Raw genomic sequence first — 14,042 nt, forward strand, 5'->3', positions numbered from 1 at the left:
CCCTCAGGTGTCAGGGGTGAGAATTACCGTTGCCAGCGGCGGGAGCGTGATGGAGGCCGAGACGGGCTGATCGTGCCAACCCTGGCCATCCGCCGTGACGGAACCGCCATTGCCGGATCCGGTTCCACCGTATTCCGTCGCGTCCGAATTGAACGTCTCGCGCCAGCGGCCTTCCATCGGCAGGCCGACGCGGAAATCCTCGCGCAGGACGGGGGCCATGTTGCAGATGACCGCGACCGGCGGGTCGCCGTCATGGCCGAGGCGCAGGAAGGAGAAGACGTTGTTGTCGGCGTCGCCCCCGTCGATCCAGCGGAAGCCCTCCGGCTCGCAATCGCGGGCGTGGAGCGAACGGTGGCCGCGATAGACCGCGTTCAGATCCCGCACCAGGCGCTGTATTCCGGCATGGCGCTGATCGTCCAGCAGGTGCCAGTCAAGCGAGCGGTCATGCGACCACTCACGCGACTGCCCGAACTCCGAGCCCATGAAGAGCAGCTTCTTGCCGGGATGCGTCCACATCCAGCCGAGATAGGCGCGCAGGTTGGCGAAGCGCTGCCAGTCGTCGCCGGGCATCTTGTTCAGCAGGGAGCCTTTGCCATGCACCACCTCGTCGTGGCTGATCGGCAGGACGAAGTTCTCGCTGAAGGCGTAGTGCAGCCCAAACGTCATCTTGTCGTGGTGCCAGCGGCGGTTGAACGGGTCCTCGGACATGTACTGAAGCGTGTCGTGCATCCAGCCCATGTTCCACTTGAAGTCGAAGCCGAGGCCGTCCTGCTCCACCGGACGGGAAACTCCGGGGAAGGCGGTGGATTCCTCGGCGATCGTGGTGCCGTGGCTGCGCTCCGCAACCTGCGTGTTGACGTCGCGCAGGAAATCGATCGCGTCGAGGTTTTCGCGCCCGCCATGACGGTTGGGCAGCCATTCACCCTCGTTGCGCGAATAGTCGAGATAGAGCATCGAGGCGACCGCATCGACGCGCAGGGCATCGACGTGAAGTTCCCGCAGCCAATAGAGCGCCGACGACCGCAGGAAGTTCGACACCTCCGTCCGGCCGAAATTGTAGATCAGCGTGTTCCAGTCCTTGTGGAACCCGAGCCGCGGATCCTCATGCTCGTAAAGCGCGGTACCATCGAAGCGGGCGAGCCCGTGTTCGTCGGACGGAAAGTGCGCGGGAACCCAGTCCATGATCACGCCGATATCGGCATTGTGCAGGTGGTCGACCATGGCGGCGAAATCGTCCGGGTCGCCAAAGCGCGAGGTGGGCGCGAAGAGGCCGATCGGCTGATAGCCCCAGGACGGGGTGTAGGGGTGCTCCGACAGGGGGAGGAACTCCACATGCGTGAAGCCCATCTCCTTGACGTAGTCCGCCAGCAGCGGCCCGACCTCGGTATAGGAGAGGATCCGGTCGCCGTCGCCACGCCGCCAGGATCCCAGATGCACCTCGTAGATCGAGACGGGTTGATCGCGCAGATCGCGACGGCCCTTTTCCATCCACTCGGTATCTGTCCAGGTGCGATCCGAGGCGGCCGCGACGATGGACGCGGTTCCGGGGGCGTGTTCCATCTGGAACGCGACGGGATCGGCCTTGAGCGGCAGGACGTCGCCATACGCGCCGACGATCTCGTACTTGTAGATCTCGCCCACGCCGATCCCGGGGATAAACAATTCCCACAGGCCGCCGCCGATGCGACGGCGCATCGGCTGCCGCCGACCATCCCAAGCGTTGAAATGCCCCACGACGCTGACCCGCCGGGCATTCGGAGCCCAGACGGCGAAGGACGTTCCGGCGACGCCGTCATGCGTCATCGGATGCGCGCCGAGCCGGGTCCAGAGTTCCTCGTGGCGACCTTCGGCAAGAAGGTATTCGTCCATCTCGCCCAGCACGGGGCCGAAGCGATAGGTGTCCTCCTTCTCCCATTCATGCTCGCCCGCCCGGCAATGCAGGCGGTAGGCGAAGGGCTTTCGCTTCTTCTCGAATGCGAGGTGGAACACGCCTTCGGGGTGGATTCGTTCCATCGTGCCCAGCGGCTTGCCCTTACCGTCCAGCACCGTCACCTCGCCCGCATCGGGGGCGAAAACGGTGATGGCCGGGGGCGTGCCGTGCATTCCGAGCACCGCGAACGGGTCGGAAAGGCGGCCGCGGACGATGGCCTCGCAGGTGGCTTCGTCGGGTCGGGTCATGCGTTCTCCGCGATTTGTAGAAGGCCCTTCAGGGGCACGTCGATCCAGGCGGGCCGGAAGGACCGCTCGTATTCCACCTCGTAGGCGCATTTGCGCAACAGGTGCAGGTCGAGGAGCGCGTCCTCGAAATCCCGGTCGGCGGGGCGGACGGGCGCGTTGCCCATCGTCTCGCGCCAGGCATCGAGGAAGGCGCCGGCCGTGGCCGCGCGCCATTCGTCGACCTGCGCCATGGCGCGGGTGGCGTCGGCACCCGCCTCGATCCGGCGATCAAGCGCCGTCCACAGCGCATAGTCGAAGCTGCGCAGCATCCCCGCCACATCGCGCAGGGGCGAGGACTTGGCCTGCCGCTCCGCGAGGCTGCGGGACGGCTCGCCCTCGAAGTCGATGATGGCGAGGTCGCCCTGCGCCACGAGAACCTGCCCCAAATGGTAGTCGCCATGGACACGGCATTCCGCGCCCGAGGGCGTCATGGCGGAAACCCGGTCGATCCGCGCCATGATCGCATCGCGGCGATCGAGAACCTGCCGCGCGATCTCGGCCGCCTTGGGGCTGAGTTTGGCCGGATCGATCGCGTCGAGCGTCCGGGCCATCTCCGTCCGGGTTTCTTCGACCAGAACCGCGAGGCGATCGGCATCGACCGGTTCCGTTCCGAATGCATCGGTGCCGGAAGCCAGAGCGAGGTGCATCTCGGCCGTGCGTTGACCCAGCAGCGTCCCGAGATCGAGCGCGCCGACCATCAGCGGCCGCTGATCGCCCTCATGACCGACCTCGCGGGCTTCCATCTCCCGGTCGAGGCCCTCGGTGACGAAGGACCAGGCATCGCCTTGATTGGGCACGTATTCGGACGCGGCGGCCAAGACCGTCTCGGTCCCGTCCGCACCTTGCCAGGCGATCGTGCCCAGAAGGCGCGGCGTGGCGGTGAAGTCCGTCTCCTCCGAAAGGAAGCGCGCGACCTCGATATCGGGCTGCAGCCCTTCGCGAAGGCGGCGGTAAAGCTTGAGTACCACCTGATCGGAGAACGCGACGGAGGCGTTCGACTGCTCCGCACCCAGAAGGCGCGGCTCGCCGGCCGTCTCCTCGTCCGGCAGGTCGGTGCCGGTGAAGACGAGCTTGCCGCCCTCACCCGTCATCACGAGCTTTTCGCGCATCGCGTCGAGCAGGGTACGGGCCATGTCCTCGTCGGAGGCACCGTCCATCAGCGCGCCGACCTTGTTGGTGCGCCGCAGCTTGGCCAGCGTCGCCGGCAGGCGCGGCGACATGGTCAGCGCTGATTCATCCCAAACGGCTGAGAGTGGCAGGAAGTAGTTCTGCGTCTCGCCCCCCGTCTCGACCTCGGCGACCGCCAGCATGTGCTTGCCGGACTCGAGCTCGCCCAACTGGCGCAGCCGGACGGAATCGGCTCCGGCGGATTTGCCCGCGAACCAGCGCTGCAGGTCGATATATTGCGGCAGGGAGCGTTCCATGAACTGCCGCGCGTCACGCCCGTCAAGGGCGGTCGAAATCCGGCCGTCGCGCGTCGTCAGCGTCACGAAATCGGGCAGGACCTGTGGGCTGGGCATGTGCCAATCCGGTGCCTCTTCCTCGGAGGCGAGGACGAACCAGAAGAATCCGTAGGCCGGCAGCGTCAACATGTACGGAAGCTCGCCCACCGGCGGGAACGGCGCCTGGCCCACAAGCTCGACCGGCACGCGGCCCTTGTAGCGGCTCAGGTCGATTTCCACCGCCTGCGGGGCGCGGCTGAGATTTGCGACGCACAGGACGGCCTCGTCCCCCTCGGCGCCCGGATCGACATCCTTGGCCCGGCGGATATAAGCGAGTACCTTGCGGTTGGCGGGATAGAGCAGGTCGATCTCGCCGCGCCCGAACACGTCGTGCTTCTTGCGCACCGTCACCATGCGCCGCATCCAGTTGAGGAACGACGACGGCGACAGGGCCTGCGCCTCGACGTTCAGCCCCTCATACCCGTATTCAGGATCCTGGATGACCGGCAGGTAGAGCTGCTGCGGCACGGCGCGGCTGAAGCCCGCGTTGCGGTCGGCGGACCACTGCATCGGCGTGCGGACGCCGTCCCGGTCGCCGAGATAGATGTTGTCGCCCATCCCGATTTCGTCGCCGTAATACATGATCGGCGTGCCCGGCATGGACAGCAGCATGGAGTTCAGAAGCTCGATCTTGCGCCGGTCGTTCTTCATCAGCGGCGCGAGGCGGCGGCGGATCCCCATGTTGATGCGCGCCCGCTTGTCGGCGGCATAGGTCTCCCACAGGTAGTCCCGCTCCCGGTCGGTCACCATTTCGAGCGTCAGCTCATCGTGATTGCGCAGGAAGATGCCCCATTGGCAATCTTCGGGGATCTCGGGCGTCTGGCGGATGATGTCGGTGATCGCGTGGCGATCCTCCTGCGCGACGGCCATGTACATCCGCGGCATGAGGGGGAAGTGGAATCCCATGTGACACTCGTCGCCCTCACCGAAATAGGGGCGGGTATCCTCGGGCCACTGGTTCGCCTCGGCCAGGAGCATCCGCCCTTCGTAATGCTCGTCCAGGTCCTTGCGGATCGCCTTCAGGATGTCGTGCGTCTCGGGGAGGTTCTCGTTGTTCGTCCCGTCCCGCTCCACGAGGTAGGGGATCGCGTCGAGCCGCAGCCCGTCCACGCCCTTGTCGAGCCAGAAATGCATGACGTCCAGCACCGCGTCGAGAACGGCGGGGTTGTCGAAGTTCAGGTCCGGCTGGTGGTCGAAGAAGCGGTGCCAGTAGAACTGGTCGGCCACCGGATCCCAGGTCCAGTTGCTGTCATGGGTGTCGTTGAAGATCACCCGTGTCGTGTCCATCCAGCGCGTCGGGTCGTCGGACCAGACGTAGTAATCCCGCTCCGGGCTGCCCTTGGGGGCGCGGCGGGCCTTCTGGAACCACTCGTGCTGGTCGGAGGTGTGGTTGATGACCAACTCCGTGATGACCTTGAGGCCGCGACGATGCGCTTCGTCGACGAACTTCTGGAAATCGTCCATGTCGCCGTATTGCGGATTGACCGCCTTGAACTCGGCGATGTCGTAGCCGTCGTCGCGCAGCGGCGAGGGATAGAACGGCAGCAGCCAGACGGCCGTGGCCCCCAGCGACTGGATATGGTCGAGACGCTGCATCAGGCCCTTAAAGTCGCCGATGCCGTCGTTGTTGCTATCTTGGTATGCCTTGACGTGGCACTGGTAGATCAAGGCGTCCTTGAACCAGTCCGGCCGGTCGGCCTTTTCGTCTGTGGCGATGTGCGGTGCGGGCGCGTTCATCGGGCTCCTCCCGGTGCGGTAAGTTTCCAGATGGCATAGGGGCGCTCGTGCGGATCGAGCGCAAGGCGGTGGTCCCGCCCGTGCCAGGTGAATCGGTTGCCCTGTACAAGATCCTGAACCTCGATCGAGGCGTCTTCCGGCAAGCCGAACTTCCACAGCGGCACCTGAAAGTCGAACTCCGCCGGTGCGTGCGGGTCGAGCAGGACGTGGAAGAACACCGCCCCGTCCGCGTCGAACCGCCCATAGGACAGGACGCGGTCGTCAAAGGCGGGCACGAAGGACAGGTTGCGCATGTCGCGCATCTGCGGGTGCTCGCGCCGGATGCGGTTGATCAGCCGGATGTCGTCTCGAATGTGACCGGGCGTTTCCGGGTCGCGGTGGCGCAACTGGTATTTCTCGGAATCGAGATATTCCTCCTTGCCGGGCATTGGCGCGCCCTCGCAGAATTCGAACCCTGAATAAAGGCCCCAATTCCCCGCCAGCGAGGCGGCGAGAATCGCGCGGGTCCGGAAGCCGGGCCGCCCGGAGGTCTGCAACGGGACCGGGTTGATGTCGGGCGTGTTGACGAAGAAATTGACGCGCATGTAGTCGCGGCAATCCTCCTGCGTCAGCTCGGTGAGATACTCGGTCAGTTCGTACTTGGTGTTGCGCCAAGTGAAGTAGCTGTAGCTCTGGTTGTAGCCGATCTTGGCCAGACGCTTCATCACCTTGGGGCGCGTGAACGCCTCGGCGAGGAAGATCGCGCCGGGATGCAGCTTGCGGACTTCGGCCATCAGCCACTCCCAGAACGGGAACGGCTTGGTGTGCGGGTTGTCGACGCGGAAGACGATGACGCCGTGATCCGCCCAGAACAGGAACATGTCGAGGATCGCTTCCCAGAAGGGGGCGTTCGGAGAGCCGTCATCCATGTAGTAACGGAAGTTGACGATATCCTCGTACTTCTTCGGCGGGTTCTCGGCATAGGCGATGGAGCCGTCGGGCCGCCATTCGAACCATTCGGGATGCTGCTTGATCCAGGGATGGTCAGGCGACGCGTTCAGCGCGATGTCCAGCGCCACGTCCAACCCCGCTTCGCCGGCCCGGGCCACGAGGCGGTCGAAATCCTCGATCGTGCCTAGTTCCGGATGGACCTCCGTATGTCCGCCCGCCTCCGAGCCGATCGCGTAGGGCGAGCCGACATCTTCGGCCCCGGCGGTCAGGGTGTTGTTCTTGCCCTTGCGGTTGGTCCGCCCGATCGGGTGGATTGGCGGAAAGTACAACGTGTCGAACCCCATGTCGGTGACGTAGCCGAGGTTGTCGATGACGTCTTCGAACGTGCCGTGCCGCTCCGGCCCACCCATGGAGCGGGGGAACAATTCATACCACGCCGAGAACGCCGCCGCTTCGCGGTCGACCCAGATCGGCATGTCGGGCGCGGCCGTGAGATGTGCACGCGGACCGGCCCGCGCCATGAGGGCTTCGGTCTCGTCGGACAGAAGGACCTCCTGCGCCTGCGGGCCCTTGGCCTCGACGCGCAGGGCCTTGATCGCCCCGGCGTCGTCGCCCTTGGCGCGCATGCTCTTGAGGATCGCACGCGCTTCTTCGAGTTCCACGGCGACGGACTGGCCCGCTGCGACCTTCTTGCGGGTTCCGCGCAGCCAGGTCGCGAACACGTCGCGCCAGGCGTGGATGGTGAAGCGGGCGGGGCCGACGGTGTCGAACCGTGCCTCAGCGACCCAGCGGTCGTTGATCTCGTGGATCATCGGCACCTCGACCGGATCGGCGCCGGGTGTGCTTAGAATGACTTTTGCGCCCAGCACTTCATGGCCGTCCGAAAAGATGTCGGCCGCGATCCGCGTCGGCCAGCCGGCAACCGTCTTGGCGGCAAAGCGCCCCCCTTCGACGGTCGGTTCAATTGCTTCGATCACAAGCCGCGCCGGAGCCGCGGGAACCCGCTCCCGCGTCGATTTGACAGCCTTCCGCGTGGTGCCGCGCCCCATCTCATGCCCCCTGTCATTCAGATGGCGGCCTCATCACGAAGCCGCCTCACTAGAATTTTTGTTACCGCCAAACGCCGCTCGCGCGGACATGTTCCGACCTTGACCCACGTCTTGGGGCCGGCGCAAGCGCGCGTCGCGCCGCCGGGGGCATGGCCGGTGCCGCCAACACGGCCCAAGCGCCGACCTTAAGTCAAGCGGCGAGGGCTCGCGGCGCCCTCGCCAACCAGGTGCCCCGCTCGTAGCGGGCGACGACCTTTCCCGCATCGTCCAGCGCCGCGAGGGACAGCCAGCCGTTGTCGAACAGGTCGCGCACCTGCGGATGCGCGTCGAGGACCCCGGAGATCGCGTCCGTCGGAGCGGCAATCGCCACCATGAGGCGCTCCGGCTCATGGCGCAGGGCCTCGCCGTCATGCACGGATTGCCAAGGCAGGCCCGCGCGCAGGTGGCCCGCACTGCCCTCGATCACACCGATCCCGCCGGTGACGTTGTGCAGCAGCTTGTCGCCCGCGCCGAACTGATCCGGAGACAGGGCCGAGCCGTGATATTGCAGCGCGATCCAGCTCGCCACGACGACGGGCGCGGTCAGGATCGTCGTAAGCGTGGCATCATCGCGATCGGCGTGCCGGTCGTATTCGTGCAGGAATACGCGACCGCCGAGGTCGCGCCCGGATGTCGCGGCCCGCGGCGCGGCGATGAAGGCGTGGCAACCGGCAAGGCCCCATTCGGGACGAATTTCGGCCCAGTCGCGGCCGCGGGCGCTCAGGCTCTCCGGGTTGCGGGCGCGCGGCAGGCGCCGGGCCCGTTCGGTTCGGGCGAGGATCGCGGCTCGCCCGAGGAGGCCGCGCAGCCGCGTGAGGTCCGCATCGGGCGGTGCGTCGAACAGCGTAACCTCGTCCGAGACCGTGTCGTGCAGCCCGGCGACGAAGCGGGTCTCGTCCGGGATCGCGATCCCCTCGTCACGAAGGCCCGCGCGAACCTGCGCGTTGTTGAGCAGTCCGGCCAGAAGCCGCGCATTGACGTCGCCCGCATGGCCGCCGCAGGCCCCGCATTGCAGCGCGCTGGCGAAAGGAGCGTTCGTCACATGCGCGCCGTGGCCCGCGATCAGCACGAGCGGGGCGAAGCCGTCGGTGAGGGACATCGCCCGAAGGATCGCGGCCGCCGCCGCCACGCGGCCGGGCGGGTCGAGGTCGAGATGCGGCGGAGGCGGTGGCGGTGCGTCGGCGCCAAGGCCCAGCCCGTCCCGGATCAGCTTGCCGACATAGATCGGACCGGCCGCCTCGACGAAGGCAAAGGCGGAGACCGTCGCCATCTTGAACCGGCCCCAGGCCCGGACGGTCCGCGCCCGGATGCGCGCGGCGATCTCCGCCGTCTCGCCACGGGTGGACCTGGCCTGCGCGCCCGGAGACAGAAGGATGGGGCCGCGCGCCTCGGTCAGGTCGGAGGCGGCGGGCCGGTGCGCGACGGCGAGGCCGAAGAAGCCCGCGAAGCCGATCGTCTGAACGTCCGGGTCGGCGGTCTCCATCGCCCGGCGGAAGGTCTCGGAGCGGACGTCAATGCAGAAGGCGGCCTGAATGGCGGGACGGGTTTCGCGTGCGGGGCGGGGAGGGGGTGCGTCGAAGGTCGCGGCCAGCCGGGCCTCGGCGCTGCAATCGGCGGCCTCCTGCAGCGCGAGATCCACCGCGAGATCGCGACCGGGGGCGGGCGGATCCGCATAGGCCGCGCGCGCCGAGGCCCATGCCGCCGACAGGTCGGGCCGGGCCCGCAGCAGCATTGCTTCCCATGTCAGTCGGATGACCAGGAACGCGAAGGCATCGCCGCTCGTCTCTCCGTCCCTCTCGGCCAGCCAGACGCGGCCGCGGGCGAATTGTGCCCACCCTTCCAGCGTCATCAGCAGTCGGTGGAAGTAGAGCGGCCCGGCCTCGGGCGGAAGTTCCAGCGCCTCGCAGGCCATCGCAAAGGCAATGCGCGGATCGTCGGACAGGCTGGCGGCATGGGTCGCGATACCGGGCAGGCCGAACAGACCCGGCGACAGGTCGCGCGACGCGAAAGCGCGCCAGGCGGCGAAGGGGGGTGCCTCGTGAGCGGGCCAGAAGGCCTGACCCCGATCGTAATGCGATGCGGCCCAGAGGCCGATCCGCTGGGTCAGGAAATCGGGCCAGTCGATGCCGTCCGCCTCGCGCGCGAGATCGGCGATCGTGGGCAGCGGGGCGACGGAGGCAGCGGGCGCGTCCGCGGCAATGCGCAGCTTCTCCGGCGTCATCCCGAGGTTCGCGGCGGCACGGGCCAATTCCTCCGGCATGATCCGCCCGTCGCCGATCATCGCGCGGAGTTCCGTGCGCGGCCGGGCGAGGCGCGCGCCGCTCGTGCGGGCCAGCAGAAGCGCCGCGTCGGCCCGGTCCATCCCCGTCTGGCCGAGATAGGGATTGACGGCGACCGTGGCGGTCAGGGGAAAGGCGGGCGGCACCTGACGCACCGCATCCGCACCGGCCGCCATGAGTTCGAGGAGCGGGCCGGGAAACCGGACGTGCTGGAGGTTCATGCCGTGTCTTTCCTGATATGCGCGCGGTGTCCGGTCAGCCGATCCGCCAGCGCGTTGAGGTAGAGTCCGTTAAGGAGGTGCACCCGCAGTCCGGCGACCGCCGGATGCCCGGCCCAGAGCGGAAACGTGGCCTGCGCAAAGGCGGCGAGCGCAAAGGACGCGATCGCTAGGACGATCACCGCCCAGATCAGCCCGTCGGGCGGCGGCGGTGGCGGGAGCGTTCCGGCGGAGACCGCCACCGCGGCCGCCTGGAATGCGTAGTAACCCAGCGTTGCGGCAACCGAGATGGCGACGACGCGCCAGGTCAGCGCGCGCGGCGCCGCATCCGCTAGGCCCTGCGCGATCAGGTAGGCAACCCCGAAGATCAGGATCGCGCCGAGGGCTACGGCCTGCGGGGCCTTCTGCGTCATCCCGAAGGCGAGACCGACGAGGAGATAGACCGCCAGCGCCATCGCGAAGGCCCGGCCCACGGCCCGCAGGTCGGGGATCGCGACGGGTCCGGGCCGGCGGATGGCGGCCACTTGCTCCACCGCGCCGCCCGAGGCGAGGAAGGCATGGGCCTTGTAGAGCGAGTGCGCCACGATATGCAGCAGCGCCAGCGGGAACAGCGCCAGTCCGCATTGCAGCACCATGAAGCCCATCTGCGCGCAGGTGGACCAGGCCAGCGCCGCCTTCACCGAGGGCTGCGTCAGGGCCACGGCCGCCCCCACGAGCGCGGAGAAGCCGCCGACCAGCGCCAGCACGGCCAACACGCCGGGCGCCAGCAGCAGCACGTCGGCGAAGCGGATCAGCAGGAACCCCCCCGCATTGACCACGCCGGCATGCAGCAGGGCCGAGACCGGTGTGGGCGCCTCCATCACCTCGGTCAGCCAGCCATGCGTCGGGATGAGCGCCGATTTGAAGATCGCCGCCACCGCAAGGAGGAGCGCGGCCAGCCAGAGCCCGTCGGGCGCGAGGCCCGCCCGGGCCGCGACGGCGATGGCCGCGATATCGGTCGTCCCGTAGCCCCAGCCGAGGATTGCGACGGCGACGAGCAAAGCGCCGCTGCCGATGACGCTGCTCACCGCTTTCTTGCGCGCGGCGCGGCGGGCGCGGGGGCGATCGGCGCGGAACAGGATGAGGCGGCGCAGGCCGACCCCGACCGCAAGCCACGCCACCGCGAGCTGTACGAGGTTTCCGGCCATCACCAGCAGGAGAACGCAGGCGAGCGTCGCGCTCATGCCGGAGAGAAAGCGCGCGTGGTCCCGCTCCCCGTCGAGCGCCGTGCGCGAGAAGCGGAGCACGATCCATCCGACGAAGGACACCGTGAGCGACAGGGCGACGGAGACGATGTCGATGCGGATCGACACGCCGATGCCGCCAGCGCCGAGGAGCGGCCCCGTGACCGGACCCAGCAGAGCCAGCCCGAGCGCACAGATCGCGGCGCCGGCACAGGCCAGCAATGCCGCCCCCTCGGGCAGGCGCAGCGCATGATCGCCGCGCGGTGGTGGCCGCAGGCGCAGGTAGAGCGCCACGGCGAGCAGCGCGAGGGGGCCGAGTAACGCGGCAAGGGTCATCGAAAGGTCTCCGAAAGCGGTTTTCGGTGACCTAGCGGCGTGGGAGAAGTAAAGAAATTACATTGTCTCTAGGTTTCTGTTCTATAAAATCGAACGATGGCTGCTTTGAATTACCATCATCTCCGGCTGTTTCACGCGGTCGCGCAGGATCGCACGCTCACGGCAGCGGCAAGGCGGCTGAATTTGTCGCAATCTGCGTTGTCGGTGCAGCTGCGGCAGCTTGAGGCGCGGCTCGGCCATGAGCTGTTTGCGCGCGAGGGGCGGCGGCTTCTGCTGACCGAAGCCGGGCGTATCGCGCTCGATCACGCGGACCGGATCTTCGGTGCGGGAGAGGAACTTCTGGCGACGCTGGCGCGGGAGGGCGTTGCGCGCCGCCGGGTGCGGGTGGGCGCGCCGGCCACGCTGTCGCGGAACTTCCAGTTGCGATTTCTCCGGCCGGCGCTCGGCCGCGACGATGTCGAGATGGTGCTCGTCTCCGGGGATCCGACGACTCTGTTCGAGGGTTTGCGGACCCTGTCGCTGGATGTTGTGCTGGGAACGGCGCCGCCGCGGGAGGGGGCGGATGCGGGTATCGTTGCGCATCGGGTCGGGGCGCAGGCCGTCGGGCTGCACGGTCCGCCGGAACGGCTGGCCCGGCCCGACCTTGGCGCGTTGCTGGCCAGCGAGCCGGTCATCCTGCCGACGGAAGGGGCGATCCGCAACGGTTTCGCCAGTCTCGCCGCCCGTCTCGACGTCACCCCCCGGATCGCGGCGCGGGTCGATGACATGGCGATGGTTCGCCTGCTCGCCCGCGAAGGACTAGGGCTTGCCGTCGCCCCGGCGGTCGTTCTGGCCGACGAGATCGAGTCCGGGCTTCTGGCGACTGCGCCGTTCGATCTCGGGCTGGTCGAGACATTCTACGCGATGGTCGTCGAGCGGCAATTTCCGCATCCCGTGGTGGGAGAACTCCTCGCCGCCGCCCGCCACGGGGAACTGGATCCGTCGCTCGCCACGGATCATCGGGGACCCTGACGGGGGGCGGGAAAGCCCCCTGATAAAGTCGGGTCTTGTCATGCCTGACTAGTTCAGTCAGAAAAGCGCCGTAATCTCTGGACCACTTGCGGTCGCAAGGGTCGCCGACGGCTCCTGCCGGGTTTGGACAGGACCTCGCGGCTCTCTCGGAAGGCGCCCGTCGCTCTGCATCGCGAGCCAGTCGCACCGTCGATCCGTGGCGATGCAATTCAAAGACACGAAGACAGGAATTCCACGATGACCCGCACCCTCATGACGACAACCGCGTTGCTTGCGGCAATCGCCGGCACCGCGCAGGCGCAGACCGCGCCGGAGGTTCTTGAGACCTATGCTGACATCGCGCAGGCGAAATACGAGGACAGCCTGATCGCCGCGCGCGTCCTGCGGGATGCGATCGGGACGCTTGCCGAGCAGCCCTCCGCCGGGGCCCTGCAGGCCGCACGGGAGGCGTGGGTCGAGGCGCGCGTGCCGTATCAGCAGACCGAGGTTTATCGCTTCGGCAATCCGATCGTCGACGATTGGGAGGGGCGGGTGAATGCCTGGCCGCTCGACGAGGGGCTCATCGATTATGTGGAGGGCGATTACGCCGGACCGTCCGACGAGAACCAGCTTGCCGCGCTCAACGTCATCGCCAATCCGACCTTCGAGTTGTCGGGCGAGGAAATCGACGCGAGCGAGATCACGCCCGCGCTCCTGCAGGATACGCTGCATGAGGTCGACGGGATCGAGGCCAACGTCGCCACGGGCTACCACGCCATCGAATTCCTTCTCTGGGGGCAGGACCTGAACGGCCATGGCGACGGGGCGGGCGACCGGCCCTGGACCGATTATGCGCAGGGAGACGACTGCACCGGGGGCAATTGCGACCGGCGGGGGGCGTATCTGACGGCGGCAACCGATCTGCTGGTCTCCGATCTGGAATGGATGGCCGGTCAATGGGCAGAGGACGGCGCGGCCCGCGAGGCCGTGACGGAGGATGAGCGGGCAGGGCTGTCGGCGATCCTGACCGGCATGGGGTCGCTGTCCTACGGCGAGCAGGCGGGGGAGCGGATGCGTCTCGGCCTGATGCTGAACGACCCGGAGGAGGAGCATGATTGCTTCTCCGACAACACGCATAACAGCCACTACTACGACGGGCTCGGCATCCGGAACGCCTACCTTGCCGATTACGTCCGCATCGACGGCACGCGGGTTTCCGGGCCGTCCCTGGCCGACCTCGTGGCGGCGGACGATCCGGCGCTCGATGCGGAGATGCGCCAGCGGCTGTCGGAGACGATGATGGCGCTGGGCGCGATCAAGACGGCGGCCGAAGCCGGGTTCGCCTATGACGAGATGCTGGAGCGGGGGAATGCGGCTGGCGAGGCGCTGATCATGGGCGGCGTCGATGCGCTGGTCGCGCAGACCCGGTCCATCGAGCGGATCGTCGCCGCGCTCGATCTCGGCGGGGTGGAGATGGAAGGCTCCGACAGCCTCGACGATCCCTCCGCCGTGTTCCAGTAAG

The 14,042-nt window shown here is 67.6% G+C and carries 7 protein-coding genes; 2 read left to right on the forward strand and 5 right to left on the reverse strand.

Features of this window, described 5'->3' with window-relative positions:
• Positions 1 to 3: 3 nt before the first annotated feature.
• The 5 genes from glgB to JSE7799_RS13775 form a co-directional block, all read right to left on the reverse strand.
• Entirely contained in the window at positions 4 to 2,178 is a 2,175-nt protein-coding gene (glgB, locus tag JSE7799_RS13755; RefSeq protein ID WP_055664124.1) for a 1,4-alpha-glucan branching protein GlgB, read from the reverse strand.
• On the reverse strand, positions 2,175 to 5,456 hold the full coding sequence (gene treS / locus JSE7799_RS13760) for a maltose alpha-D-glucosyltransferase (protein ID WP_055664125.1): 3,282 nt from the start codon (positions 5,454 to 5,456) through the stop codon (positions 2,175 to 2,177). Before treS ends, glgB begins: the two co-directional genes overlap by 4 nt.
• The gene (locus tag JSE7799_RS13765; RefSeq protein WP_055664126.1) at positions 5,453 to 7,435 is read right to left on the reverse strand and encodes an alpha-1,4-glucan--maltose-1-phosphate maltosyltransferase; all 1,983 of its coding nucleotides are present in this window, start codon (positions 7,433 to 7,435) and stop codon (positions 5,453 to 5,455) included. Before JSE7799_RS13765 ends, treS begins: the two co-directional genes overlap by 4 nt.
• Positions 7,436 to 7,625: 190 nt before the next feature.
• Complete coding sequence (locus JSE7799_RS13770) at positions 7,626 to 9,974, reverse strand: YbcC family protein (RefSeq protein WP_055664127.1); 2,349 nt, start codon at positions 9,972 to 9,974, stop codon at positions 7,626 to 7,628.
• Positions 9,971 to 11,530, reverse strand: a complete 1,560-nt coding sequence (locus tag JSE7799_RS13775; protein WP_055664128.1) for a proton-conducting transporter transmembrane domain-containing protein — start codon at positions 11,528 to 11,530, stop codon at positions 9,971 to 9,973. The genes JSE7799_RS13770 and JSE7799_RS13775 overlap by 4 nt, the downstream gene beginning before the upstream one ends.
• A gap of 96 nt (positions 11,531 to 11,626) precedes the next feature.
• Here JSE7799_RS13775 and JSE7799_RS13780 point away from each other — a divergent pair, with 96 nt between their 5' ends.
• The gene (locus JSE7799_RS13780; RefSeq protein WP_055664129.1) at positions 11,627 to 12,541 is read left to right on the forward strand and encodes a LysR family transcriptional regulator; all 915 of its coding nucleotides are present in this window, start codon (positions 11,627 to 11,629) and stop codon (positions 12,539 to 12,541) included.
• A gap of 237 nt (positions 12,542 to 12,778) precedes the next feature.
• The gene (locus JSE7799_RS13785; protein WP_055664130.1) at positions 12,779 to 14,041 is read left to right on the forward strand and encodes an imelysin family protein; all 1,263 of its coding nucleotides are present in this window, start codon (positions 12,779 to 12,781) and stop codon (positions 14,039 to 14,041) included.
• Position 14,042 lies beyond the last annotated feature (1 nt).

Origin of the sequence: Jannaschia seosinensis (genome assembly GCF_001408515.1) — a bacterium.
In the GTDB taxonomy this organism is placed as follows: domain Bacteria; phylum Pseudomonadota; class Alphaproteobacteria; order Rhodobacterales; family Rhodobacteraceae; genus Jannaschia; species Jannaschia seosinensis.

Excerpts from the sequence above, each read along its gene's own strand:
- JSE7799_RS13765 (WP_055664126.1), bottom strand. The coding sequence starts at position 7,435 with ATGGGGCGCGGCACCACGCGGAAGGCTGTCAAATCGACGCGGGAGCGG.
- JSE7799_RS13770 (WP_055664127.1), bottom strand. The coding sequence starts at position 9,974 with ATGAACCTCCAGCACGTCCGGTTTCCCGGCCCGCTCCTCGAACTCATG.
- glgB (WP_055664124.1), bottom strand. The coding sequence starts at position 2,178 with ATGACCCGACCCGACGAAGCCACCTGCGAGGCCATCGTCCGCGGCCGC.
- JSE7799_RS13780 (WP_055664129.1), top strand. The coding sequence starts at position 11,627 with ATGGCTGCTTTGAATTACCATCATCTCCGGCTGTTTCACGCGGTCGCG.
- treS (WP_055664125.1), bottom strand. The coding sequence starts at position 5,456 with ATGAACGCGCCCGCACCGCACATCGCCACAGACGAAAAGGCCGACCGG.
- JSE7799_RS13785 (WP_055664130.1), top strand. The coding sequence starts at position 12,779 with ATGACCCGCACCCTCATGACGACAACCGCGTTGCTTGCGGCAATCGCC.
- JSE7799_RS13775 (WP_055664128.1), bottom strand. The coding sequence starts at position 11,530 with ATGACCCTTGCCGCGTTACTCGGCCCCCTCGCGCTGCTCGCCGTGGCG.